30 protein-coding genes are annotated in these 24,875 nt (G+C 50.3%); 14 read left to right on the top strand and 16 right to left on the bottom strand.

Features of this window, described 5'->3' with window-relative positions; all coding sequences use genetic code 11:
• Nucleotides 1–7 precede the first annotated feature (7 nt).
• The 9 genes from ptsN to A7K98_RS01090 all read right to left on the bottom strand — a co-directional run bounded on the left by ptsN (nucleotide 8) and on the right by A7K98_RS01090 (nucleotide 6,843).
• On the bottom strand, nucleotides 8–502 hold the full coding sequence (ptsN, locus tag A7K98_RS01050; protein WP_087493467.1) for a PTS IIA-like nitrogen regulatory protein PtsN: 495 nt from the start codon (nucleotides 500–502) through the stop codon (nucleotides 8–10).
• Between the two features lie 160 nt (nucleotides 503–662).
• Nucleotides 663–950 carry a ribosome hibernation promoting factor gene (gene hpf / locus A7K98_RS01055; protein ID WP_087486890.1) on the bottom strand — a complete coding sequence of 96 codons (288 nt, stop codon included), beginning with the start codon at nucleotides 948–950 and terminating at the stop codon, nucleotides 663–665.
• Nucleotides 951–970: 20 nt separating this feature from the next.
• Nucleotides 971–2,404, bottom strand: a complete 1,434-nt coding sequence (rpoN, locus tag A7K98_RS01060; RefSeq protein WP_087486891.1) for an RNA polymerase factor sigma-54 — start codon at nucleotides 2,402–2,404, stop codon at nucleotides 971–973.
• Nucleotides 2,405–2,455: 51 nt separating this feature from the next.
• A complete protein-coding gene (gene lptB / locus A7K98_RS01065) occupies nucleotides 2,456–3,181 on the bottom strand; it encodes an LPS export ABC transporter ATP-binding protein (protein WP_087486892.1) in 726 nt (241 codons plus the stop codon).
• 5 nt (nucleotides 3,182–3,186) lie between these two features.
• Nucleotides 3,187–3,741, bottom strand: a complete 555-nt coding sequence (lptA, locus tag A7K98_RS01070; RefSeq protein WP_087486893.1) for a lipopolysaccharide ABC transporter substrate-binding protein LptA — start codon at nucleotides 3,739–3,741, stop codon at nucleotides 3,187–3,189.
• Nucleotides 3,716–4,288: an LPS export ABC transporter periplasmic protein LptC gene (lptC, locus tag A7K98_RS01075; RefSeq protein WP_087486894.1), complete on the bottom strand. Its 573-nt coding sequence runs from the start codon at nucleotides 4,286–4,288 to the stop codon at nucleotides 3,716–3,718. Before lptC ends, lptA begins: the two co-directional genes overlap by 26 nt.
• A complete protein-coding gene (kdsC, locus tag A7K98_RS01080) occupies nucleotides 4,285–4,848 on the bottom strand; it encodes a 3-deoxy-manno-octulosonate-8-phosphatase KdsC (protein ID WP_087486895.1) in 564 nt (187 codons plus the stop codon). Before kdsC ends, lptC begins: the two co-directional genes overlap by 4 nt.
• 13 nt (nucleotides 4,849–4,861) lie before the next feature.
• Nucleotides 4,862–5,848 carry an arabinose-5-phosphate isomerase KdsD gene (kdsD, locus tag A7K98_RS01085; RefSeq protein ID WP_087486896.1) on the bottom strand — a complete coding sequence of 329 codons (987 nt, stop codon included), beginning with the start codon at nucleotides 5,846–5,848 and terminating at the stop codon, nucleotides 4,862–4,864.
• A gap of 14 nt (nucleotides 5,849–5,862) precedes the next feature.
• Complete coding sequence (locus tag A7K98_RS01090; RefSeq protein WP_087486897.1) at nucleotides 5,863–6,843, bottom strand: calcium/sodium antiporter; 981 nt, start codon at nucleotides 6,841–6,843, stop codon at nucleotides 5,863–5,865.
• Between the two features lie 226 nt (nucleotides 6,844–7,069).
• Between A7K98_RS01090 and mlaF the strand changes: the two genes are divergently transcribed.
• From mlaF to murA, 7 genes are all read left to right on the top strand, one after another.
• Entirely contained in the window at nucleotides 7,070–7,885 is an 816-nt protein-coding gene (gene mlaF, locus A7K98_RS01095) for a phospholipid ABC transporter ATP-binding protein MlaF (protein WP_087486898.1), read from the top strand.
• A gap of 4 nt (nucleotides 7,886–7,889) precedes the next feature.
• Entirely contained in the window at nucleotides 7,890–8,672 is a 783-nt protein-coding gene (mlaE, locus tag A7K98_RS01100) for a lipid asymmetry maintenance ABC transporter permease subunit MlaE (RefSeq protein ID WP_087486899.1), read from the top strand.
• Between the two features lie 4 nt (nucleotides 8,673–8,676).
• Nucleotides 8,677–9,213 (top strand): outer membrane lipid asymmetry maintenance protein MlaD, encoded by a 537-nt coding sequence (gene mlaD, locus A7K98_RS01105; RefSeq protein ID WP_087486900.1) that lies wholly within the window; start codon nucleotides 8,677–8,679, stop codon nucleotides 9,211–9,213.
• Nucleotides 9,214–9,224: 11 nt separating this feature from the next.
• The gene (mlaC, locus tag A7K98_RS01110; protein WP_087486901.1) at nucleotides 9,225–9,872 is read left to right on the top strand and encodes a phospholipid-binding protein MlaC; all 648 of its coding nucleotides are present in this window, start codon (nucleotides 9,225–9,227) and stop codon (nucleotides 9,870–9,872) included.
• Nucleotides 9,872–10,162, top strand: coding sequence for a lipid asymmetry maintenance protein MlaB (mlaB, locus tag A7K98_RS01115; RefSeq protein ID WP_087486902.1), 291 nt, complete (start codon nucleotides 9,872–9,874; stop codon nucleotides 10,160–10,162). The genes mlaC and mlaB overlap by 1 nt, the downstream gene beginning before the upstream one ends.
• A gap of 129 nt (nucleotides 10,163–10,291) precedes the next feature.
• Entirely contained in the window at nucleotides 10,292–10,546 is a 255-nt protein-coding gene (gene ibaG, locus A7K98_RS01120) for a BolA family iron metabolism protein IbaG (protein ID WP_038016965.1), read from the top strand.
• A gap of 69 nt (nucleotides 10,547–10,615) precedes the next feature.
• Complete coding sequence (gene murA / locus A7K98_RS01125; protein WP_087486903.1) at nucleotides 10,616–11,893, top strand: UDP-N-acetylglucosamine 1-carboxyvinyltransferase; 1,278 nt, start codon at nucleotides 10,616–10,618, stop codon at nucleotides 11,891–11,893.
• 75 nt (nucleotides 11,894–11,968) lie between these two features.
• Here murA and A7K98_RS01130 read toward each other — a convergent pair whose 3' ends face one another.
• Both A7K98_RS01130 and ispB read right to left on the bottom strand, forming a co-directional pair.
• Nucleotides 11,969–12,265, bottom strand: a complete 297-nt coding sequence (locus A7K98_RS01130) for a helix-turn-helix domain-containing protein (RefSeq protein ID WP_087486904.1) — start codon at nucleotides 12,263–12,265, stop codon at nucleotides 11,969–11,971.
• A gap of 314 nt (nucleotides 12,266–12,579) precedes the next feature.
• Nucleotides 12,580–13,551: an octaprenyl diphosphate synthase gene (gene ispB / locus A7K98_RS01140; protein ID WP_087493494.1), complete on the bottom strand. Its 972-nt coding sequence runs from the start codon at nucleotides 13,549–13,551 to the stop codon at nucleotides 12,580–12,582.
• A gap of 342 nt (nucleotides 13,552–13,893) precedes the next feature.
• On the opposite strand from ispB, the gene rplU reads away from it, so the two are divergent.
• The 3 genes from rplU to cgtA all read left to right on the top strand — a co-directional run bounded on the left by rplU (nucleotide 13,894) and on the right by cgtA (nucleotide 15,926).
• Nucleotides 13,894–14,205, top strand: coding sequence for a 50S ribosomal protein L21 (rplU, locus tag A7K98_RS01145; RefSeq protein WP_038016880.1), 312 nt, complete (start codon nucleotides 13,894–13,896; stop codon nucleotides 14,203–14,205).
• Between the two features lie 15 nt (nucleotides 14,206–14,220).
• Nucleotides 14,221–14,478 (top strand): 50S ribosomal protein L27, encoded by a 258-nt coding sequence (gene rpmA, locus A7K98_RS01150; RefSeq protein ID WP_087486906.1) that lies wholly within the window; start codon nucleotides 14,221–14,223, stop codon nucleotides 14,476–14,478.
• Between the two features lie 269 nt (nucleotides 14,479–14,747).
• The gene (cgtA, locus tag A7K98_RS01155; RefSeq protein WP_087486907.1) at nucleotides 14,748–15,926 is read left to right on the top strand and encodes an Obg family GTPase CgtA; all 1,179 of its coding nucleotides are present in this window, start codon (nucleotides 14,748–14,750) and stop codon (nucleotides 15,924–15,926) included.
• 69 nt (nucleotides 15,927–15,995) lie between these two features.
• Here cgtA and A7K98_RS01160 read toward each other — a convergent pair whose 3' ends face one another.
• Genes A7K98_RS01160 through A7K98_RS01180 form a run of 5 tightly spaced genes read right to left on the bottom strand, consistent with a single transcriptional unit; the run spans nucleotide 15,996 to nucleotide 20,867 of the window.
• Complete coding sequence (locus A7K98_RS01160; protein ID WP_087490314.1) at nucleotides 15,996–16,415, bottom strand: hotdog fold thioesterase; 420 nt, start codon at nucleotides 16,413–16,415, stop codon at nucleotides 15,996–15,998.
• A gap of 4 nt (nucleotides 16,416–16,419) precedes the next feature.
• The gene (gene dhbA, locus A7K98_RS01165; RefSeq protein ID WP_087486908.1) at nucleotides 16,420–17,178 is read right to left on the bottom strand and encodes a 2,3-dihydro-2,3-dihydroxybenzoate dehydrogenase; all 759 of its coding nucleotides are present in this window, start codon (nucleotides 17,176–17,178) and stop codon (nucleotides 16,420–16,422) included.
• Complete coding sequence (locus A7K98_RS01170; RefSeq protein ID WP_087486909.1) at nucleotides 17,175–18,029, bottom strand: isochorismatase family protein; 855 nt, start codon at nucleotides 18,027–18,029, stop codon at nucleotides 17,175–17,177. The genes dhbA and A7K98_RS01170 overlap by 4 nt, the downstream gene beginning before the upstream one ends.
• A gap of 30 nt (nucleotides 18,030–18,059) precedes the next feature.
• A complete protein-coding gene (locus A7K98_RS01175; RefSeq protein WP_087486910.1) occupies nucleotides 18,060–19,670 on the bottom strand; it encodes a (2,3-dihydroxybenzoyl)adenylate synthase in 1,611 nt (536 codons plus the stop codon).
• 6 nt (nucleotides 19,671–19,676) lie between these two features.
• On the bottom strand, nucleotides 19,677–20,867 hold the full coding sequence (locus A7K98_RS01180) for an isochorismate synthase (RefSeq protein WP_087486911.1): 1,191 nt from the start codon (nucleotides 20,865–20,867) through the stop codon (nucleotides 19,677–19,679).
• 197 nt (nucleotides 20,868–21,064) lie between these two features.
• Here A7K98_RS01180 and fepB point away from each other — a divergent pair, with 197 nt between their 5' ends.
• The 4 genes from fepB (at nucleotide 21,065) to A7K98_RS01200 (ending at nucleotide 24,872) form a co-directional block, all read left to right on the top strand.
• Nucleotides 21,065–21,991: a Fe2+-enterobactin ABC transporter substrate-binding protein gene (gene fepB, locus A7K98_RS01185; protein ID WP_232461620.1), complete on the top strand. Its 927-nt coding sequence runs from the start codon at nucleotides 21,065–21,067 to the stop codon at nucleotides 21,989–21,991.
• A 72-nt stretch (nucleotides 21,992–22,063) separates the two neighbouring features.
• A complete protein-coding gene (gene fepD / locus A7K98_RS01190) occupies nucleotides 22,064–23,086 on the top strand; it encodes a Fe(3+)-siderophore ABC transporter permease (protein ID WP_232461621.1) in 1,023 nt (340 codons plus the stop codon).
• Nucleotides 23,086–24,069: an iron-enterobactin ABC transporter permease gene (fepG, locus tag A7K98_RS01195; RefSeq protein ID WP_087486914.1), complete on the top strand. Its 984-nt coding sequence runs from the start codon at nucleotides 23,086–23,088 to the stop codon at nucleotides 24,067–24,069. The genes fepD and fepG overlap by 1 nt, the downstream gene beginning before the upstream one ends.
• The gene (locus A7K98_RS01200; protein ID WP_087486915.1) at nucleotides 24,066–24,872 is read left to right on the top strand and encodes an ATP-binding cassette domain-containing protein; all 807 of its coding nucleotides are present in this window, start codon (nucleotides 24,066–24,068) and stop codon (nucleotides 24,870–24,872) included. The genes fepG and A7K98_RS01200 overlap by 4 nt, the downstream gene beginning before the upstream one ends.
• The last annotated feature ends 3 nt before the right edge of the window (nucleotides 24,873–24,875 follow it).

Below are 24,875 nucleotides of genomic sequence, written 5' to 3' on the forward strand. Positions count from 1 at the left end.
GGCTGATTTATTGTTGTTTTTCGTCGCTGCTTTGCTGCTCTTCCATGATAATACTGTAGAGTTCCTGATCACTTTGTGCAGCCCGTAAACGACGGCACACGGTTTTATCAGCCAGGCGTTTTGCTACCTGAGATAAGGTATGTAAGTGCGTTTTGCACTGATCTGCCGGGACCAACAGCGCAAACAAAAGATCTACCGGCTGGTTATCGACCGCATCGAACGGGATCGGGTGCTCAAGATGGATCAGCACTCCGATGGTTCTGAGCGTATCTTCTTCCAGTTTACCGTGAGGGATTGCAATCCCGTTGCCTATTCCTGTGCTTCCCATCCGCTCACGGTTCAGGATAGTCTCAAAAATAGTTTGGTGTGGCAGATTCAGCTGAGTCGCTGCCAGTTCACTTATTATCTCCAGCGCCCGCTTTTTACTCTGACAATGTACGTTGTTACGGGTACATTCCAGAGTAAGCACATGGCTAAGTTCAAGTGTCAGATCACTATTCATATTCTTTCGCTTGCAGATTCATCTGCCTGTTTTCCGAAGATGGCGGTCACTTACCCTGCAGTATTACTCTTTGAATTGCTCAACAGCAATATCTGCGGGTAAAAGCAGCCACGGATAGGCAATGCCTGCTGTTTGTTTAATGGGATAAACCAGTTTGAAACTAATGCTGTTTCAGTTTTTCTTTGTGACGGGTTAACTGTCGCGCCAGTTTGTCAGTCAGTCCGTCAATAGCGGAATACATATCATCGGTTGTTGCTGTTGCATGGAGCTCACCTCCGTTCACATGTAAGGTTGCATCTGCAATTTGCTGAACTTTTTCAACTTTCAGGACAATATATACCTGATTGATATGCTCAAAGTAATGCTCCAGTCTGGCAAACTTCGTGTGAATAAACTGGCGCAGTCCTTCGGTAATTTCAATTTGTTGTCCGGTAATGTTCAGTTGCATAGGCTTTCCTTCTCATGATGTCAAAGCAGCTGTTTACGCTGGTTTGATGGCGGGATAGATAAAGACTCGCGATATTTGGCAACAGTACGTCTTGCAACCATAATCCCCTGTTCAGATAACATAGAGGTGAGTTTACTGTCACTCAAGGGTTTGCCCGGATTTTCCGATGAGATTAATTTTTTGACCAGTGCCCGGATAGCCGTTGACGAGGCTTCCCCACCGCCTTCGGTGCTGACATGGCTTGAGAAGAAATATTTTAGTTCAAAGATGCCGCGCGGGCTGTGCAGATATTTCTGGGTTGTCACCCGCGAAATAGTGGATTCATGCATATCGACTGACTGAGCGATGTCGGCCAGTACCATGGGCCGCATGTATTCTTCGCCTTGTTCAAAAAAGGCCTGCTGTTGTTCGACAATACAGCGGGTAACCCGCAACAGAGTATCATTTCGGCTTTCCAGGCTTTTAATCAGCCAGCGGGCTTCCTGTAGATTACTGCGGATAAACTGATTGTCGCTGTCGTTGCGCGCTCCGCCACTCATTGCGGCATAGTGCTGATTAATACGGAGTCGTGGCAGACTGTCGGTATTCAGTTCGACGGTCCACTGGTTGCCGGTTTTACGCACCAACACATCCGGGATTACATATTCAGATTCACCGGTATGGATGGATTGTCCGGGACGAGGGTCCAGTGACTGAATCAGAGCCATTGCATCTTTGAGCACATCATCTTTCAGGCGGGTGACACGCATCAGGCTACGGAAATCGTGATTAGCCAGCAGATCCAGGTGTTGCCGGACAATTAACCGTGCTTCTTCCAGCATCGGTGTGTCCGGGCTGAACTGAGAAAGCTGTACCAGCAGACAGTCTTTCAAATCGCGGGCACCCACACCAATAGGGTCAAAATGCTGTACCCGTTTCAGAACAGCTTCAACTTCTTCAATACCCAGTTCATCATCACCGATACTTTCCAGAATATCTTCCAGGGGAACAGTGAGATAGCCGGTATTATCAATAGCATCAACTATCGAAGTGGCAATCGCACGGTCAGTATCACTGAACGGGGTCAGTTCAACCTGCCACATCAGGTAATCCTGCAGTGACTGGGTGGTTTCTCCCTGATAAACAGGTAGTTCATCGTCCTGATAATCAGTACCTGTACCGGATGGAGTGCCGGCGGTATATATTTCATCCCAGGTGGCATCCAGAGGAAGTTCCTCCGGCATATCTTTCTGCTCTAATGCTTCACGGGTGTCCAGAGATGCAGTTTCACCCGACTCCTCAGAATCCACTTCGTTAAGAACTTCGGTCTGTTCCAGTAACGGATTACTTTCCAGTGCCAGCTGCAGTTCCTGCTGTAATTCATGCGTAGAAAGTTGCAACAGTCGTATCGCCTGCTGCAACTGGGGGGTCATTGCCAGTTGTTGGCTGAGCCTGAATTGCAAACTTTGCTTCATAGTGAGGAATGAGTTTCCTGAGAAAATTTCATTAAGGACACATTAACAGAGTCAGAGCCGGAACTCTTCACCGAGATAAACGCGTTTCACTTGTTCATCGGCAAGGATATGCTCCGGGGTGCCATGGGCAATCAGTTTCCCCTGGCTGACAATGTACGCCCGCTCGCAAACTGCCAGCGTCTCACGGACGTTATGGTCGGTAATCAGAACGCCCAGACCACTATCACGCAGATGCTCAATGATCTTTTTAATGTCGATCACGGATATCGGGTCAACACCGGCAAAAGGCTCATCCAGCAAAATAAATTTCGGATTGGCTGCCAGTGCTCTGGCAATTTCTACCCTGCGGCGCTCACCGCCCGACAGTGCCTGGCCCATGCTGTCGCGCAAATGTTCAATATGGAACTCTTCCATCAGCTCATTGGCGCGGTCAGCACGCTGTTCTGCGTTAAGGTCTTTACGAACCTGTAATACAGCCATCAGATTATCGTAAACACTGAGACGACGGAAGATCGATGCTTCCTGCGGTAAATAACCAATACCTAATCGTGCACGGGCATGCAGTGGCAGCAGGCTGATATCATCATTATCGATAATAATTTTCCCTGCATCCCTTGGCACAATGCCCACCACCATATAAAACGTGGTGGTTTTACCGGCCCCGTTAGGCCCCAGTAATCCGACAATTTCGCCTGATTTTACTTCCAGACTAACATCTTCAACGACCCGGCGGCCTTTGTAAGCTTTTGCCAGATTTTCTGCTATTAACGTCGCCATAACTGTTATTGACTCTTGGTAGGGTGTGCCGGTTTATTATTGTTCTGAAGCTCAGAAGGCATCAGGGTTGTGGTCACACGTTTTTGTTCGCCACCCTGACTATAAGCCTGCATTTTCTGCTCTTTCACCAGATAGGTAATGCGGTCACCTTTGATATTGCTGTTCAACTGCTCAATGTATGCGTTGCCGGTCAGCTCAACCAGGTCTTTTGCCAGATCGTAATGCAGTTTTGCTGCATGGCCTTTGACCGGCTTACCGTTATCCTGCATCTGGTAGAAAGTGGCAGGATTGCCATAGCCGTCCACCAGAGTTTTCTGGCTGTCGCCTCCGGGTCTTGTCACTACGACTTTATCTGCAGTGATTCTGATGGTCCCCTGGGTAATGACGACATTTCCGGTGAAGGTAGCTACATTGCCCTGCATATCCATCGACTGATTTTGCGACGTGATGTTTACGGGCTTATCAGAATCACCGGTCACCGCCAGCACAGGCAGGCTGCAACCAAGCAGCGTGGAGACCAACAACAACCTGACGCTATTTATTTTGGCTTTGGATTTCATAATCGGTTTTGACCTTTTCAATTAATTCAGCTGTTTTGGCCCGTAAATTGCCACGTAACTTCATTCCGGTTGAACGGAATCCCTGCCCGTAGAGTGTTACCTGATCATCCGAGGTCACATCCTGGGTCACCAGATTCACCTGTGCATTGTCTGTGGTGATACGTTCAAGTTTAGCATCCGGATTCAGCGCATTGACTTCCACATGCCCATAAAGATATAGCATCCGGTTTTTAGTTAATTTGGCTTTATCTGCCTTTACTGACCATGCTGGTGCCTTTTGCTGGTCATAGGTAGTCATGACCGGGTTATCGAACCAGCTGATTTGTGAGGCATCAAAATAGGATACCTTATCGGATACCAGCCGATAGGCTAACGCGCCTTCAGGATTGTAAACCACTGTGTGAGAGCTGGCTGTCGTATAGGTAGGGCTCTGATCATCCTGTGCTACAGAAGCGGGTGGAGTATCCTGATTTGTCAGGTTCCAGCCAATCAGTACTACCGCAATCACTGCCAGCAGAAGGGTAATCCAGCGTCTGCTTGTACTCATATCGATAACCCTTTGGCATCCTCAAATTTATTTTGCGCCATCAAAATAACATCACAAATCTCACGTACCGCGCCGCGGCCACCGTCAATCCGGGTGACATAATCGGCCCGCTGTACTATCAGGGGATGCGCATCAGCCACTGACACGCTGAGGCCCACTTTTTCCATCACTGGCCAGTCAATCAAATCATCCCCGATGTAAGCGACTTCGTCGGCCTGAAGTGACAGTTTATCCAGAAGATCTGCAAAGGCCAAAAGCTTATCTGATTGTCCCTGGTATAGATGGCTTATGCCAAGAGTATGACAACGATCTTCCAGCAGTTTGGCTTTCCGACCGGTGATAATAGCAACTTCAACATTGTTGGTTAACAGGCAACGGATTCCGTAGCCATCACGAACGTTGAAAGCTTTCAGCTCCTCACCATTATTTCCCATATAAATCAGGCCGTCAGACATTACCCCATCGACATCGCAAATTAGTAATTTTATTTTTTCGGCACTGGCCATGACCGTGGGGCAGACAGGCCCGTAACACGTATCAATAGGGAGTTTATTGTTCATTTTTATTTCCTGATCAGACAACACCGGCACGCAACATATCATGCATATGTATCACACCCACAAGGCGATTGTTATCGGCAACCAATAGTGAGGTTATATTTTTACTCTGCATTACATTCAGCGCATCGACAGCCAGAATGTTCGGAGAAACACGTATTCCGCCAGGAGTCATCACCTCATCGATAGTGGTTGACTGAAAGTTGATATCCATATCGATGACCCGACGTAAATCACCATCGGTAAAAATACCTGCGATGGTCATATCGTCTTCAGTAACGACTGTCATTCCCAGTTTTTTGCGGGTAATTTCCAGCAGAGCATCACGCAATGAAGCATGGCGCGAGACGCAGGGCATCTCATCACCGGAATGCATTACATCACTTACATGCAACAGCAATTTCCGTCCCAATGCTCCTCCGGGATGAGATAACGCAAAATCTTCCGCAGTAAAACCACGGGCTTCCAGCAATGCGACGGCCAGCGCATCGCCCATCACCAGCGTTGCAGTCGTGCTGGTCGTAGGGGCAAGCCCCAGTGGACAGGCTTCCTGAGGAACTTTAACCGTCAGATGCAGATCAGCGGCTTTCCCCATGGCACTGTCTGGTCGGCTGCTCAGGCAAATCAGGGTAATCTTCAGGCGCTTAATGACAGGTATAAGTGCCAGTATTTCGTGAGATTCACCGCTGTTTGAAATCGCGATCACGACATCGTCATGTCCGACCATTCCCAGGTCGCCGTGGCTGGCTTCTCCCGGGTGAACAAAGAACGACGGTGTCCCGGTGCTGGCGAAGGTGGCAGCCATTTTCCGTGCAATATGGCCGGATTTTCCCATGCCCATGACGACAACTTTCCCCGTACAGCGGAACAGAATTTCGCAGGCCCGGGTAAAATTTTCATTAATATATTGCTCAAGCTGAGCAAGCCCTTCGCGTTCAATGCGCAGTACTTTCCTGCCTGCTTCCTTAAAATCAAAACCCGTGATGGACGATTGATCAGACATTTTGGTGAATCCTTTTAAAGATCATTAATCATCGGATAGCCCCAGAGTATGGCGACCCAGACAAAAAATCCGCATAACAATAATGCGCCGGTCAGCCTGCCGATAGTGCGGTTTTTCTTCAGGCAGATCACCGCAAAAATGGTGCTAACCCCCAGCATTATCCAGTAGTCACGGGAAAATGCATTGCTGTCAATACGACCCGGGCAGACGATTGCCGGTAACCCCAGAACAATGGCGGTATTATAAATGTTAGCACCCAACAGATTCCCGACGGCAATATCACCTTCACCTTTCAGAGTTCCGGCAATGACTGTTGCCAGTTCTGGCAGGCTGGTTCCGATAGAAATGAAAATTAATGCCATCACTAATTCACTGATGCCCAGATAGTCACCGACAACGACTGCATTATCCAGAATCATCCGTGTGGCGACAGGTAATAATACCAGTGCTACTCCCAACCAGAGAAAAGCCACAGTATTACCGGCATCTTCGCCCGGCAGTTCTGCTACCTGTTCCCGGGAGAGTTGATCACCGGTAGTGGCATGGCTCTTTCCGGCAATTCGGATAATTCCCCACAGGTACAGGATGGCCATCGCGAGCAGGCAAATACCTTCGGTACGGGTCAGCAGATTATCAGCCAGCAACAGCCCACAGAGTAATGTGACCAGCAACATCAGCGGTAATTCCCTGCGCAACAACGCTGAACTGATTTTCAGAGGATTGAGTAATGCAGCACCGCCAAGAATCAATAATATATTGGTGATATTTGACCCCAGCGCAATCCCCACGGCAAAATCCCGTTGTCCGTGATTTGCGGCGGACAATGACAGAATGATTTCTGGTAAAGAGGTTCCGATTCCTACTACGGTCATACCGATAATCAGGGGCGGAATTCCCAGTGAACGGCAAAGAATAGATGCACTAAAAACGAGACGGTCTGCGCCATAGGCCAGCAACAGTAAACCAAGGACCAGCAGAACAATCGCGACGAGCATGGGAATTCCTTTGCCAAAATCTGTAATGTGCAATCACTGCACTACAGCGAAAAGAGAGATCAAGAGTAAACAAGCGCTGATTTTGACTGTCGAAAGGCCAAAAGTAAATTTTATGACGGAATTACACAAAAACAGCCTGTAATTTTCTGTAAAAATGGCAAGGTGCTTTCTCCCGGGCTGGCATCATAGATTAACTAAAATGCCCGGACACCTGTAAGGGGTAAACATGGTTCAGCAACAGAAAGGTTTAGTGGAGATTCGCGGGGTGAGCTTCACCCGCGGATCCCGCAAAATCTTTGATGACATTTCTTTAACGGTGCCGGAAGGCAAAATCACTGCCATCATGGGCCCTTCCGGCATCGGTAAAACCACCTTACTGCGTTTGATTGGTGGTCAGTTGCAGCCGGATAAAGGCGATATTTTCTTTCACGATGATAATATTCCTGGTTTATCCCGTAGTAAGCTGTACGACGTTCGTAAAAAAATGAGCATGTTATTCCAGTCAGGTGCCCTGTTTACCGACCTCAGTGTCTATGACAATGTGGCCTGGCCATTGCGGGAACATACTTCCCTGCCGCCGGAGTTGTTACACAGTACAGTCATGATGAAACTGGAGGCTGTCGGGTTGCGGGGTGCTGAGCAACTGACACCCGCTGAACTGTCTGGTGGTATGGCAAGACGAGTGGCTCTGGCCAGAGCCATTGCACTTGAGCCGGAACTTATTATGTTTGATGAACCTTTTGTGGGACAGGATCCGATTACAATGGGGGTGCTGGTTAAGTTGATTGATGAACTGAACCATGCATTAGGCCTGACCTGTATTGTGGTTTCTCACGATGTTCCGGAAGTCCTCAGTATTGCTGATTATGCTTATATTGTGGCGGGGCAGAAGATTATTGCGCAGGGAGATGCCGCACAATTACGCCAGAATGATGATCCGCGTGTGCGGCAGTTTATTGATGGCCATGCAGATGGTCCGGTACCCTTCAGGTATCCGGCCGGTGATTACCTCACCGATTTGCTAAGCCCGGGGAGGCACTAAATCCATGTTGTTACAGGCAGTAGCGTCATTAGGACGTTGGGGAATTAATAGCTGCAGGTCATTTGGCCGTGCGGGGTTAATGCTGTTCCATGCGCTGGTGGGTAAACCCGAGTTTGCAAAACACGGCCGACTGGTAGTGAAACAAATCTATAGTGTAGGGGTGTTATCCCTGCTGATTATTCTGGTCTCAGGGCTGTTTATCGGGATGGTATTGGGGCTACAGGGCTATCTGGTTCTGAAAACCTACGGTGCGGAAACCAGTCTGGGAATGCTGGTGGCGTTATCGTTATTACGTGAGCTGGGACCGGTAGTGACTGCTTTGCTGTTTGCCGGCCGTGCCGGGTCAGCATTGACCGCTGAAGTCGGATTGATGAAAGCGACCGAGCAACTCTCCAGTATGGAAATGATGGCTGTCGATCCGTTACGCCGGGTTGTTGCACCTCGTTTCTGGGCCGGAGTGATCAGCATGCCGTTACTGGCCATGATGTTTACCGCCATTGGAATTGCGGGCGGGGCATTGGTTGGGGTGAGCTGGAAGGGGATTGACTCCGGATTCTTCTGGTCTGCTATGCAGGGTGCGGTCGATTTCCGGATGGACATTGTTAACTGTGTGGTGAAAAGCATCGTGTTTGCGATTGCAGTTTCATGGATAGCGCTGTTTAACGGTTATGACGCTATTCCGACGTCTGAAGGTATCAGTCGCGCGACGACACGAACGGTAGTTCATTCGTCTCTTGCTATCCTTGGGTTAGATTTTGTGCTGACAGCACTGATGTTTGGGAATTAACGCAATGCAAAGTAAAAAAAGTGAAATCTGGGTAGGTATTTTCCTGTTACTGGCGCTGATTGCCGCGCTCTTTCTTTGTCTGCGTGTTGCCGATTTGAAATCCTTTGGCACAGAACCAACATGGAAATTGTATGCGACCTTTGACAATATTGGCGGCCTGAAGGTGAGTTCACCGGTTGAGATTGGTGGTGTAGTGATTGGGCGTGTGACTAACATCTCTCTTGATGACAGCACACTCTCACCAAAAGTCACTATGGCAATCGATGATACTTATGCCGGAAAAATTCCGGATACCAGTTCTCTGGCGATTCGTACTCAGGGCCTGTTAGGCGAGCAGTTTTTGGCGCTGAATCTTGGATTTAATGACCCGGATTTAGGTTCAACGATCCTGAAAAATGGCGATACGCTGCGCGACACTAAATCTGCCATAGTACTGGAAGACCTGATTGGTCAGTTCCTTTATAAAAATAACGATAGCGACAAAGACAAGCAATCACCGGCAGGTGCTGACAGTTCGTCTGCGGCAGCGCCGACCCACTAAGAGGATATTCTATGTTATTTAAACGTTTCGTGATGGCAGCCATGCTGGTCATCCTGCCGCTGGCGGCAGCCAATGCCGCAGATCAGGTTGATCAGACGAATCCTTATACGCTAATGAATCAGGCGGCGGCTAAGACCTTTACCCGTCTGAAAAATGAGCAGTCGAAAATTAAACAGGACCCAAATTACCTGCGTACCATCGTCCGTGAAGAACTGATGCCTTATGTACAGGTAAAATATGCCGGAGCATTAGTGCTGGGACGTTTCTACAACCAGGCCACTCCTGCTCAGCGTGATGCTTATTATCAGGCGTTTGGTGATTACCTGACACAAGCTTATGGCCAGGCGCTGGCGATGTACCATGGCCAGACTTATCAAATCCAGTCTCCACAGCCACTGGGCGATGCCAATATCGTTGCCATCCGTGTGACCATTATTGACCCGAATGGTCGTCCTCCGGTTCGCCTTGACTTCCAGTGGCGGAAAAACACCCGCACCGGGGGCTGGCAGGCCTACGATATGGTGGCAGAGGGCATCAGTATGATCACTACCAAACAGAATGAGTGGGGCGATCTGCTGCGTACCAAAGGTATTGATGGCTTAACCGCACAGTTAAAAGTTTATGCTGCTCAACCAATTACTCTGGGTCAGCAAAACTGATGAGCAGAAAACTGCAATGGCAGCAACAGGCAACAGCATTACGGCTGTCCGGAATGCTTGATCATGAATCTCTGCTGCCGCTTTGGGAACAACGGAATACCGTGATGCAGGGAATTTCTGAAATTGACCTCTCCGGGCTGGAGCGTGTGGATTCTGCCGGGCTGGCTTTGCTGGTGCATCTACAGGATATTGTCCGCCGCCAGGGGGGGCAGCTGGCATTTAGTGGCATCTCGGATAAATTACAGTCATTAATTACGCTGTATAATCTGCAACATATTATTGTTTCTTAAAAGGATTGCCGCTAAATCCTGCCTTGCGCATTCAAAGCCCCTGATTTATTCAGGGGCTTTTGTGTATTTAAGATAATGTCGCTTTCTACTAAGATAGGCGCTGATTATGATTACCGGAAGCTGAAAGCAATGGAAAATAACGAGATTCAGGCAGTCCTGATGCAGGCACTGTCGCTGGACGAAGTTCACGTGAGTGGCGATGGCAGCCATTTCCAGGTGATTGCGGTGAGTGATATTTTTGAAACTATGAGCCGTGTAAAGAAGCAGCAGGCAGTGTACGCCCCGCTCATGGAATATATTGCAGATAACCGTATTCATGCGGTATCGATTAAGACCTATACCCCTGCCGAATGGGCACGGGATCGTAAACTGAGTGGCTTTTAAACCTGTTCTTCAGGAAATTCGAGCCGGCAGGTCAGTACTTTTTATGAATGCTAATTGAGAGCTGTGTTAATGGACAAATTTCGAGTGCAGGGTCCCACCCGTTTAAGTGGTGAAGTTACCATTTCCGGAGCAAAAAATGCAGCGTTACCGATTCTGTTCGCAGCTTTGCTGGCCGAAGAACCGGTAGAAATCAAAAATGTCCCGAAATTACGCGACATTGATACTACGATGAAACTGCTTGGCCAACTGGGTGTTAAAGCTGAACGTAATGGTGCAGTTCACCTGGATGCCAGTGATGTCACTATTTTCTGTGCTCCGTATGACCTGGTCAAAACCATGCGTGCCTCAATCTGGGCACTGGGACCACTGGTTGCCCGTTTCGGTCAGGGGGAAGTCTCCTTACCTGGCGGCTGTGCGATTGGTGCTCGTCCGGTCGATTTGCATATCAGCGGTCTGGAGCAACTGGGCGCAGAAATTCGCCTGGAAGAAGGGTATGTAAAAGCGTCTGTTGATGGTCGCCTGAAAGGTGCTCATATTGTTATGGATAAAGTCAGTGTTGGCGCGACCGTAACTATTATGAGTGCGGCAACTCTGGCGACCGGAACTACCGTTATTGAGAATGCTGCCCGTGAACCTGAAATTGCTGATACTGCCGGTTTCCTGAACGCGATTGGTGCAAAAATTACCGGTGCAGGTACAGACAGAATCACCATTGAAGGGGTAGAACGCCTGGGTGGTGGTAGCTATGAAGTGGTGCCAGACCGTATCGAAACCGGGACTTTCCTGGTTGCAGCAGCTATCTCCGGCGGTAAAGTTGTTTGCCGTAAAACCCGCCCGGATACGATGGATGCCGTGCTGGCGAAATTGCGTGATGCCGGCGCAGATATTGAGACCGGTGAAGACTGGATCAGTCTGGATATGCATGGACGTCGCCCAAAAGCGGTAAATATTCGTACTGCGCCTCATCCGGGCTTCCCGACAGATATGCAGGCTCAGTTTACACTGTTGAATCTGGTGGCTGAAGGTACGGGCGTTATCACTGAGACCATTTTCGAAAATCGCTTTATGCATGTACCTGAATTGATTCGTATGGGGGCGCATGCTGAGATTGAAAGCAATACGGCAATCTGTCATGGCACAGACAAACTGTCCGGAGCTCAGGTAATGGCGACAGATCTGCGTGCTTCAGCAAGTCTGGTACTGGCAGGATGTATCGCTGAAGGTGAGACTATTGTTGATCGTATCTATCACATCGATCGTGGCTACGAGCGTATTGAAGATAAACTGCGTGGCCTGGGAGCTCATATTGAACGAGTGAAGGGCGAAGACGAACACGCGATGGACTAATTGTTAATTACATATCCCGTTGCACAACAGGCCCATGGCAGATGCCAGGGCCTGTTTTTTTCAGGCCGAAAACAGCTACTGCGGTGAGGACTGAGCGTGTTCATGGCGTGGCAGCCGGCGCATGAGTTTTTCACGGTCTAGCAATTCATGGGTAATGGGATCGTAGTAGCGGCTGGGCCAGATTTCGGCCGGATGGATGTCGATAGCTTTGGCTATCAGCCACTCGCCCTTTGGCCAGGGGCGGGATAATGCATTCGCCAGAGTTGAGGAGCTTAACCCCGCATTCCTTGATACTGCTGCCAGAGAAGTTCCTTTTTTCCTGAGAGCCGCAATGATATCTGCAGTGTGCCAGTCCTTTTTCAGCATACTCATCCTATTCTCCTTTTCAGATGTCAGCGATGTCTTCCGGGCATCGTTTCCTTTAACACGATAAAATTACATTGTTTCTGGAAACAGGTATATCAAAAAGCGACCAATAATTTCATAAAATTGATCTGCAAACCTTGAATTTATTACCGCTGTCGCAAATTCGGAGAAAACCAGCCTGAAATCATCTGAAAATCTGCTGGAGGGATCAGATAAAAACAGTGGGAGAGGTGGAGGCGGGGCGATCTGTATCGATCGGCCCATAGCACTAAAGCAAAGCCGCGGATCCTTTGTCTGCTGACAACAGATCCGCCGGGAGATTAATGATCGCGCTGAACAGACATATGTGCCAGAGACTCTAATGCCTGGCGCCATGGGGTATCAGGTAGCCCCTGTAATGCCAGAATGGCTTTATCTGCTTCATCTTCAGCCCGCTGGCGAGTCCATTCCAGAGAACCGCATTGCTGCATGGTTTCCTGAACCTGTTCCAGCAAATGACGACCATTACCTTGTTCGATCGCCTGGCGGATCATCGCGGATTGTTCAGGATTGCCATGTTTCATTGCATGTAGTAATGGTAGCGTCGGCTTACCTTCACTCAGATCATCACCGACGTTCTTACCCAGAGCAATATTATCGGCACTGTAATCCAGCAGATCATCGATCAACTGGAAAGCGGTACCAATATAACGTCCATAATCCCGCAACGCCTGTTCCTGCTCATCGCTGGCATCGGCCAGAATGGCGGATGTCTGAGAAGCCGCTTCAAATAGCCGCGCAGTTTTACTGTAGATAACCCGCATATAACTTTCTTCAGTAATATCCGGATCGTTACAGTTCATCAGTTGCAGCACTTCGCCTTCAGAGATCACGTTTACTGCCTCTGACATGAGCGCAAGGATCTTTAACGATCCCAGGCTGGTCATCATCTGAAAGGCTCTGGTGTAAATAAAATCACCGACCAGGACGCTGGCGGCATTACCAAAGGCAGCATTAGCGGTGGCTTTACCCCGACGCATATCTGATTCATCAACCACATCATCGTGCAGCAATGTGGCGGTATGAATAAATTCGATCAGTGCGGCGTTGAGGATATGCTGGTCGCCCTGGTAACCGAGTGCTCTTGCTGCCAGAACTGCAATCATCGGGCGAATGCGTTTGCCTCCGCCGCTGACAATGTAATGACCCAGTTGGCTGATAAGCGCAACATCGGAGTTCAGCTGGTCAAGAATGGTCTGATTGACGGCCGACATATCGGCGGAAGTGATTTCTGTAATTTGTTCTAAGTTCATACGTCTTTTCAGTTTTGACTCGGTTTTGGCCATATTAGGGCCGTTTAAACAACAGTGTTCAGATAGTTTGTTTCGTCCTGTATCTGAATAAATTTCCCTGTTTGCCGTTACGGCAGCTCCCGGCGGTATCAACAGACGCCAGCGGCCTATGAATGAGACCTATTGTACTTGAAATTTGATTACAGGAAACACCCGGCTGTGCCCTGTGTTTTTTTTCTGCAATACCCTGCAAAGGAGGCTTGTCTTCTGCGTGATATTTGCGTAGAATTCGCGCCCTATTGTGAATATTTATAGCGCCGCCTGATTTACTCAGAAAGGGCTAGCGCAGAAGCGGAGTTTTATATGTACGCGGTTTTCCAAAGTGGTGGTAAACAACACCGAGTTAGCGAAGGTCAGACCGTTCGCCTGGAAAAGCTTGATATCGCAACCGGTGAAACCATTGAGTTTGACCAGGTTCTGATGATTGCCAACGGCGAAGAAGTTACCATTGGTGCTCCACTGGTTTCAGGTGGTGTTATCAAAGCTGAAGTCGTGGCTCATGGTCGTGGTGAGAAAATTAAGATCGTTAAGTTTCGTCGCCGTAAACACTATCGTAAGCAGCAGGGTCACCGTCAGTGGTTTACTGATGTGAAGATCACTGGCATCAGCGCTTAACAGGAGATTTGACAAATGGCTCATAAAAAGGCTGGCGGCTCCACACGTAACGGTCGCGATTCCAACGCAAAACGTCTGGGCGTAAAACGCTTTGGCGGAGAAACTGTACTGGCAGGTAGCATCATCGTTCGTCAGCGCGGAACCAAATTCCACGCGGGTACCAACGTAGGTTGTGGTCGTGACCACACCCTGTTTGCTACTGCAACTGGTCAGATCAAATTCGAAGTTAAAGGTCCAAACAACCGTAAATACGTCAGCATCGTTGCTGAGTAATGGTTGAGTGACCCGGGTAGCATAACCGTTGCCCGACTTAACGAATTAAAGCCCCGCAGCTTGTGCGGGGCTTTTTACATTCTGCTGCCATATCCTCAGTAAACCCCCGCGTACCTCAGCAGAATGCTGTACACTGGACAGACAAAATACTGAATACTGATACTGGCAAGCATGCCGGTATTATCCGCCGCCGGTCAGCAGAGTCGACCCTGGCGGGCCCGTCTGTAAAGCCGGAGTCTTTGCGGGCGCAAGAGTGACGGAGAAGAGAAATGAAGTTTGTTGATGAAGCGACAATCCTGGTTGTCGCAGGTGATGGCGGCAATGGCTGTGTGAGCTTCCGCCGTGAGAAGTATATTCCGCGTGGTGGTCCTGACGGTGGAGATGGCGGTGATGGTGGCGATGTCTGGTTGCTAGCGGATGAAAACCTCAACACCCTGATTGATTACCGTTTTGAAAAGGCTTTCCGTGCCGAGCGTGGTCAAAATGGCCAGAGCCGTGACTGTACCGGCAAACGCGGCAAAGACGTAGTGATTAAGGTTCCTGTGGGCACCCGGATTATCGATCAGGATACCGGAGAGACCATGGGGGATATGACTCGCCATGAGCAGCGCCTGATGGTCGCCAAGGGCGGCTGGCACGGCCTGGGTAACACCCGGTTTAAATCTTCTGTAAACCGTACTCCGCGCCAGAAAACGATGGGCACAGAGGGTGAGAAGCGTGACCTGCAACTGGAGCTGTTGCTGCTGGCTGATGTCGGTATGCTGGGGCTGCCTAATGCCGGTAAATCGACCTTTATCCGCGCTGTCTCTGCGGCGAAACCGAAAGTAGCTGACTATCCGTTTACTACTCTGGTGCCAAGTCTCGGGGTAGTACGTATGGATCACGAACAGAGCTTCGTGGTTGCAGATATTCCCGGACTTATCGAAGGTGCAGCTGACGGTGCAGGCCTGGGGATTCGTTTCCTGAAACACCTCGAACGTTGCCGTGTATTGTTGCATCTGATCGATCTGGCTCCGATAGACGAGTCAGATCCGGTAGAGAATGCAAAGATCATCCTGGCTGAACTGGAAAAGTACAGCGACAAGCTTTACCAGAAACCCCGCTGGCTGGTATTTAATAAAACTGACCTGCTGGACAAAGAAGAAGCGGAAACCCGCGCTAAAGCAGTGGCAGATGCACTGGGATGGGATGATAAATATTATCTGATCTCTGCTGCCAGCCGCGACGGTGTTAACGCACTGTGCTGGGATGTGATGAGCTTTATTAACGCGAATCCAAAACAGTCGGAAGAAGAAGAGAAGAAACCGGAGAAAGTTGAGTTTATGTGGGATGACTATCACCGCGAAACTCTGGAAAACAATGCTGCGGTTGAAGAAGAAGATGATGAAGACTGGGATGACTGGGACGAAGATGATGATGAAGGTGTAGAGATCATCTATCAGCGTTGATCCCCCACGATCCATTATTTGCGAAATGATCGTTAAAAAGCCGGAGCTTGTCTCCGGCTTTTTATATGGCTAACCCAGAACGGACACTGTTAGTCTGGCGGTACAACAGAGTTTGCCCTTACTGTTACGAATCTCCGTCTGCCAGACCTGTAACTGCCCGCCAATATGCAGTGGCTGACAGGTTGCGTAAACCAGTCCCTGAGAAACAGACCGGTGGTGGCTGGCATTCACTTCAATCCCGACCACACTTTTACCCTCTTCACAGGCCAGGTAACCGGCAACAGATCCCATTGATTCAGCCAGCACCACAGAAGCTCCGCCGTGCAGTAATCCGAATGGTTGCCGTGTCCGATCGTCCACTGGCATTGTCGCTTCCAGATGCTGCCCGCCAATTGCGGTGAACTCAATACCCAGATGCCCGACCAGGCACTCTTTACCCAGAGCATTTAACGCTTCGAGGGTAATTGGCCGTTTCCAGACAGTTTCCATGCGATCAGGCTCCCAGAGTGGCTCCGCCATCAACAACAATGTCCTGCAATACCACATGACTGGCCTGATCAGAGGCCAGGAACAAAATGGTATTAGCAATTTCCTGTGGCTGAGCAATTTTTTTCAGTGGAATGCCTAACTTAAATTGTTCCGGAAAACCGTCAATAGTCTGCTGTTCAGACTGAGGTGTCTTCCACAGACTGCGTTGCATTTCGGTATCGGTGGATCCCGGCGAGACAATATTACAACGCACGCCGTGCGGGGCCATTTCCAGCCCGACAGTCAGGCATAAACTGCGTAATGCGGCTTTCGAGGCTCCATAAGCAGACATGCCAAGACGTGGGGCATGGGCGGCATTCGATGCGACAGTAACGATAGCTCCCCGCTGCTGGCGACGGAACACTGGTAATGTCTGTTGGAACAGATTGAAAGCGCCACCGGCATTAACGTTGAGGCACTGTTGCCAGTCGTCAAACGAAAGCTCATCCGTAGCGCCGATCCGCAGGATCCCGGCGGCATTAATCAGAACGTCCAGACGGGGTTGTCTGGCCAGTAACCCCTGACAGACCTCAGTAACCTGCTTTGGATCTGCCACGTTGAGAATCTGACAGCGGAAAGGGTAGTCCGGTTGATCGAATTTTAAATCAAAACCGGTCACTTCGGCCCCGGCCTTCTGAAATGCCAGCGCAGTCTGATAGCCAATTCCCTGACCGGCGCCGGTTACCCAGACCTGTTTGCCGTGAAACTCTGACCACTGGCTCATGCTTTTACCTCCGCCGACAACAGTTTCCACCAGCCATCGATTGAGGCATTTTTTGCCAGGGCAACAAAATCAATATCAGGATGAGCCATACGCCAGCGGGCGGCCAGGGCCATCATCCGTACGGAATCCAGACCGTAATCAATCAGATTCTCGTCATCTTCCGGTTCATCATCATCCTCGAGCAATGGCAGCACCATAGCTCGCAGGGCACTTTTGCTTTCAGGTAGCAGCATTAAATCTTCGGTGGTAACCACTTTACCACTGCGACCTGCGGTATAAGTCAGAGCCATCAAATGTTCTTCCCGGCTGAAATCTGCCAGTGCATCAGCCACCATAAAAGGTTTGATATTGCGCATAAAGGCATCGGTAGCTGTAGTCAGGCAACCGATATGGGCATATACCCCGGTAATCAGTAACTGGTTACGGCCCATTTTCTGAAGCTGTTGTTCGAGATCAGAACGGTGAAAAGCACTGTAGCGCCATTTAGTCAGGACAATATCCTGCTCATCAGGGGCCAGTGCATCGGTAATTTGTTGTTGGTCCGGATGGCGGTTTAACCCCGGTCCCCACATATCATTGAGCAGAGCACGGTCTTCATCACTCTGCTGATTTGGCTGAGCGGTATAAAATACCGGTATCCCCAACGCCTTACACTGGGCACGTAACCGGGCTATGTTCTCTACAACCTGGTGAATTAGCGGGCTATCACTCCCCCAGAAATTCAGAAAGTAGTTCTGCATATCGTGGATCAGCAGCGCTGCCCGGGCCGGTTCAAACACCCACTGAACTTTATTCTCCGGCAATTCATCCGCTGCCGGCAGGGTGTAAGACTCAAGCTTAGGGATACTCATGGTCACTCCATCAATCGGTGATAATTCGGATTATTTTTGTTGTTCGGTCAGCCACTGGCGCAGGGCTTTTTTGTCGACTTTGCCCACCGGAGTCAGTGGCAGTTTGTCCTGCTGAATTATGCGATCCGGAAGTTTAAATTCAGCGATCCCCTGTTCACGCAGATGGCGACGTAAATGTGCTGGTTTAATCGGTTGTGTCGCCACGATGAATGCACAGCTCTTTTCACCCATTAGTTCATCGTTCATCGACACCAGTGCTGCATCAATAATGTCAGGGTGGCGTTGCAGTAGATTTTCAATTTCCTCGGCGGCAATTTTCTCCCCGCCACGATTGATCTGATCTTTTTCCCGCCCCTGAACTTTAATATTACCTTCTGCGGTGATCTCGATTAGATCACCGGAACTGTAAAATCCTTCATTATCAAAGCAGGTAGCGTTATGTGCCGGGTTATTAAAATAACCACGGAAGGTATAAGGGCCACGCGTCATCAGGCGGCCAGTCTGGCCTGCTGGCAACAGCGTACCGTCTTCATCCACAACTCTGATTTCATCATCTTCACAGATGGGCCGGCCCTGAGTAGTGACAATAATTTCCAGCGGATCATCCAGTCGGGTGTAGTTCACCAGACCTTCGGCCATTCCGAACACCTGTTGCAACTGGCAGCCAATTTCTGAAATTATCCTTCGTGCCAGAGTTTCGCTCAGACGTGCACCGCCAACCTGCAGAACTTTCAGGGAATTCAGTTCACCGTGATTACCCTGTTCACTGATGAACTGTAGCCAGAGGCTGACTGCCGGGGGCACCAGACCTGTCAGGGTAATCTGATGTCTGGCGATCAGTGGGAAACATTGTGTCGCACTGGGGTCCGCGGCCATGACGACCAGACCGCCGGCATAGAAAATACCCAGGCAACCCGGAGAGCTCATTGGGTAGTTATGGGCAACCGGCAGGGCACACAGGTAACGGGTATCTGCGTCAACACCGCAAATATTATTACTGGCACGAATACTGTAATAGTAATCGTTATGCGTCCGTGGGATTAGTTTCGGGGTGCCAGTACTACCACCGGAAAGTTGAAAGAAGGCCACTTCATCTGCAGCGCTGGGGTCGGCCACAAAGTCTTCTGCCGGTGTAGCCAGCCATTCAGCCAGGCTGTGGTCACCATCAACAGCATGATGCATCAGTACTGTCGTCAGAGAAGGGATCTGCTGTCTGAATTGTTCAAGAAACTGGTTATCGGCAAACAGGCTATGCTGGCGATCAGCAATCAGTAGTGCCGGTTTAATCTGCTCCGCATAAGAAAATAGCTCGGTACGCTGATGGCTGAACAGTGCATTTACCGGGGCGACACCCAGTTTAAGAAGAGCGAAAAAAACCAGGTAAAACTCGTTGTTATTACCAAGCTGAACCAGCGCGGTATCGCCTTTTTTCAGTCCGGCTTGCTGAAGTTTGGCGGCCAGACGGGAACTGGCTAAAGCCATCTGCCGGTAGCTGACTTGTGACTCGTCATCGATAATGGCAACAGCGTCGTTGTCTTTCTGACGGTCGGCAATATCACTTAAGGGCAGGTCCAGCCAGTACCCTTTGGTACGGTAGCGGCTCGCCAGATCATCCGGCCAGCGGGTATAAGGGATAGTCATGGGAAATTACCTTGATTGATCAAGCCCGAAAGCTTTCAGCATTGTTGTAAGTTTCACGCCGGTTTCCAGCCATTCGGATTCCGGATCTGATGCCGGGACAATACCGGCTCCGGCGAACAGGGTGATATCCTGCTTATCAACGGTGGCACAACGTATTGTGACGGCCCATTCGCCATTCCCCTGGTCATCGCACCATCCCACCATGCCGCCAAACAGGTGGCGATCAAAAGGTTCCAACTGGCGTATTAAGGAGAGTGCCTGCGGGTGTGGGAAACCACTCAGAGCTGGTGTCGGGTGCAACAAGGCGGCCAGTGACAAAGCACTTGTATGACCGTGCTTAACGGTGCCCTGTATAGATGTTGCCAGATGCCATAGCGTTCCGGTCGTGACCAGTTCAGGCACTTCAGGGACCGATAAAGTCTCACTGACCGGTTGCAGAGTATCGCGCATGGCGTCAGTCACCAGCCGGTGCTCATGGCGGTCTTTGGTGGAATTCATCAGCGCCTGGCCGGATTGTTGATCCAGTTGCGGATCACTGTCACGCCTGGCCGAACCGGCCAGTGGGCAGGAATAAAAATGATCTGCCTGTTTTCTCAGTAATAATTCCGGGCTTGCACCCAGCAGTGTCGCTCCGGAAGATAACGGAACGTGGAAATGATAGTTATCCGGATTTTGCTGCACAATCTGTGACATTAGTGTCTGCAGGTCCATAGACTCAGGACTGTGAATGTTCAGCAGGCGTGATAATACTACTTTATCCAGTTCACCACGTTTCATCGCATCTACTGCACGGGCAACCATTGAGGTAAATACGGCTTTTTCCGGTACCTGGCGGACATGCAATGTCTGTTCTGCCGGAGAAGCCAGCGGCGCGGTTGCGACAGCAGTCAGATGCCGGCGGTCGAAAAACTCGCAGCTTTCCGGAATAAATAATTCTGACGGTTGACGGGTATCAAACGGAATTGCACCGACAACAACCGGCCGTGAAATACCGGAGGCACGAGCATGGCGGAATGCAGTTTCAAGACTTTCCGCGCTGGCAGAAAGCTGAGGGCTTACACCGGACAATGGCAGAGTAAGACGTTGAAAACAGCCATCAGTAATCAGGCTTCGCCAGCCTGACGTAAACAGAAAACGGCCTTTTAAGGAGGGAAATTCCCTAAAGCAGGGATTTTCAGCCTGTTCCTTTTCTAGCATAGTTGCATCCTGAAATGATAAAATGTCTAATAATGATTATCATTTGTATTGTTTCGTGTAACCTAACCGGATCCGTGTAATGTGTCAACGAAATCGTCCTTTGCAGGTAAAAATCCGCAGTTTATGCGAAAAGTCTCAACTGGAAATTCCGGGAAAAAAACATGAAAACAGTACACTCAGGTTATAAATGGTTGTTGATGGTGTTTTTGCTGCCTTTAAGTATGCAAATCAGTGCCATGGAAGGGTGGCCGCGGCAGATTCAAGGTGAAAACGGCACCATCACTTTACAACATGAGCCTAAGCGCATTGTCTCGACCAGTGTGACGTTGACCGGATCATTACTGGCGATTGATGCTCCTGTGATTGGCAGCGGTGCGACCGCGCCGAACAGTCGTTTTACTGATTCCCAGGGCTTCTTCCGCCAGTGGGGAGATATTGCGAAACAACGGCAGGTGAAGCGTCTGTATATTGGCGAGCCTAATGCTGAAAGTATTGCCAGTGAAGCTCCGGATTTGATTCTGGTCAGCGCCACCGGAAATGACAGTGCAATTAAACTGGTCAGTCAGTTATCGGCAATCGCTCCGGTGCTGGTGGTGAACTACGATGATAAGAGCTGGCAGCAATTAGTCACTGAACTGGGCAAGGCGACAGGCCATGAGGCACAGGCTGCTCAGAAAGTTGCAGAGTTTGATCAGCGTGAAAAAGCGCTGAAATCAGAACTGCATCTTCCTCCGCAACCAGTTTCAGCAATGGTCTGGAATGGCGGTGGTCGTGAAGTGAATCTGTGGACCAGTGAGTCTGCTCAGGGCAAATTACTGGAGCAACTGGGCTTTACTCTCGCAACCCCACCTGCGTCTGTCACCGGTAATTTCAGCATGGGGCACCGTAAGGATATCATTCAGTTGTCCGGTGAAAATCTGGCTGCCGGGCTGGCAGGTAAAAGCTGGCTGCTATTTGCCAGTACTGACACTACTGTGCCTCAGGTCCTGAATGATCAGTTCCTTTCACAAACGGATGCTGTCCGTAACAAGCAAGTCTACGCAATGGGCAGTGACAATTTCCGTCTGGATTATTATAGTGCCAGCCATCTGCTGACTACCCTGCAGCATCAGTTCGCGCATTGAGTGTGAGAGAAAGCGGTACAACAGTACCGTTTTCTCTGGCCAGTGGCCGCTTAATTTCTTTGCAAGGGTGGCATTTCCAGTTCGTTGAAGGTTCCGAAGGTTATGCGTCAACCGTATTTGCTGATCTTGCTGTTGCTGTTATTTATTCTGTTAACCGTACTGAGCCTGATTGCAGGATCAAAAATGATTCCGGTCACGGAGACCTGGCAGTCACTGTTTTCCCCTGAGCACTGTTTGTCTCAGGACTGTACCATTATCCGCTTTGCCCGGCTGCCCAGAACACTGGCTGGGATTGCAGCAGGTATCTCTCTCGGGCTGGCCGGTGCGTTAATGCAGACGCTCACCCGTAATCCGCTGGCTGACCCTGGCATTCTCGGGGTCAATTCCGGTGCATCCTTCGCTATTGTTCTGGGCATTGCCCTGACTGGCGCTGATACCCCTCTGGCCTGGCTCGGATTTGCTTTCAGCGGGGCGATCCTTGCCTTATTGATCGTAGCGCTGACCGGTGCTGCTGCCGGAGGGCGGGTAAACCCGGTGCGACTTACTTTGGCCGGAGTTGCCCTGGCCGCAGTGCTGGAGGGCATGACTAACGGCCTGTCACTAATGAACCCTGAAATTTATGACCATTTGCGGTTCTGGCTCAGCGGATCGCTGGATATTCGTCAGTTTACTTCGCTGGCGGTGATCTCTCCGGCAATTATCCTTGCAGCATTGCTGTCGCTGCTGCTGAGTAAATCACTGAATAATCTGAGTATGGGGGGGGATCTTGCAGTAACGCTCGGTACCCGTGTCTTACGCACCCAGATTATGGGGCTGCTGGCGGTAGCACTGCTGGCTGGTTCCGCAACAGCTCTGACCGGGCCAATAGCATTTGTCGGCCTGATGGCGCCACATCTGGGACGTTTCCTGACCGGTGCTGATCACCGGCGGTTATTGCCGGTCACCTTGCTGCTCACTCCCTGTTTGCTTCTGGCCGCTGATATTACCGGCCGCTTTCTGGCGGTGGGAGAACTGCGGGTTTCCATCGTCACCGCGTTAATTGGTGCGCCGGTGCTGATTTTACTGATACGTCGTCAGTCTCAGGGAGGTGTCTGATGAAGTCCCGTAACCTGACAGTATTGGCCGCTTTGCTGTTGGTACTGCTGATACTCAGTTTTATGTCGCTGACCCGGGGCACTTTACCGGTCAGCAGCGACCAACTGTGGCAGGTACTGAAAGGGGACGCGCCCCGGGGCATTACTATGGTGGTTGTCGACTGGCGGCTTCCGAGAGTTGTGGCCGCACTGATTACCGGCGCTGCACTGGCACTTAGTGGTGCCATTTTCCAGTCATTACTGCGAAACCCATTGGGTAGTCCAGATGTCCTGGGATTTAATACAGGGGCATTTTCGGCGGTATTGTTGGCGATGGTATTTCTGCCAGGTCAGCCTGCGATATTAGCACTGGCCGCACTGGCAGGAGGTTTGGTGACTGCAGCACTGGTGTATCTTTTTTCCTGGCGTCATGGGGTAGCAACCTTCAGGTTGATCATCGTCGGGATTGGTATTCGCGCGTTGCTGATGTCTCTTAACAGCTGGCTTATCACAACGGCTTCACTGGATACCGCATTGTCCGCCGGATTATGGAGTGCCGGTTCACTAAACGGTATCAGCTGGAACAGCCTGCCACCGGTAGCTCTGATTTTACTGCTGGCAACGGTTGCCACTGCGTTGCTGGCAAAGTGTATGCGTTTGCTGGAAATGGGCGATGATATGGCCGCTGCCTTAGGTATTCCGGTAGAGCGTAGCCGTATGTTATTGATGCTGGTAGGTGTGGTACTGACGGCTGTCTCAACTGCGTTGATAGGCCCGGTGTCGTTTGTCGCGCTGGTCGCACCACAAATTGCCAGCCGCCTGTGTCGTCATGGACGCTATCAACTAATCGTTAGTGCATTCAGTGGTGCTGCCCTGCTACTGGCGGCAGACTACATTGCCACCCATGTTTTTGTTCCGTATCAGCTGCCGGTCGGTGTCGTCACGGTCAGTCTGGGCGGGTTGTACTTAATGAGCTTACTGGTCAGAGAGGCCCGCCGCAAATGACCGACAAACAATCACCCTTGCTGGGGAACCATCTGACTCTCGGTTATGATAAGAAAATCATTGCCCGGGATTTGTCTGTGGAAATTCCGCAGGGAGAATTGACAGTAATTATTGGCCCGAATGCCTGCGGGAAATCTACTCTGCTGCGCACGCTAAGTCGTTTACTCACCCCGCTGGAAGGGCAGGTGGTGTTGGATGGTGAGGCGATTAGCAGCTATCCGACCAAAGAAATTGCGCGGCGTCTGGGACTATTACCCCAATCTCCCAATTCGCCTGCCGGTATCACGGTACGTGAATTAGTCTCACGCGGCAGGTATCCGCATCAGCAGTTGTTTGGTCGTTGGCGTAGTGAGGATGCACAGGCCGTAGAACAGGCAATGCAGGCCACCAGTGTTGATCATCTGGCAGAACAGACGGTGGACACCTTGTCTGGTGGTCAGCGCCAGCGGGTGTGGATCGCAATGGTACTGGCACAGCAAACCCCGCTGTTGTTACTCGATGAACCCACCACCTGGCTGGATATCACTCATCAGATAGAGCTAATGGAGCTGATGCGCTCCCTTAACCGCCAGCATGGCAGAACCCTGGTGGTGGTACTGCATGAGCTGAATCATGCCTGCCGGTATGCTACCCATCTGATAGCCATGCGTGACGGAAAGATTATTGCCCGGGGAAAACCTTCAGATATTGTCACGCCGGAGCTGATTGAGCAGGTGTACGGGCTGAAGTGTGTGATCATCAGCGATCCGGTGGCAGGAACGCCGATGATTGTGCCATTGGGAAGAGAGCAGCAAACGCTGTAACCT

The sequence above is a fragment of the Tatumella citrea genome, from assembly GCF_002163585.1.
Lineage (GTDB): Bacteria > Pseudomonadota > Gammaproteobacteria > Enterobacterales > Enterobacteriaceae > Tatumella > Tatumella citrea.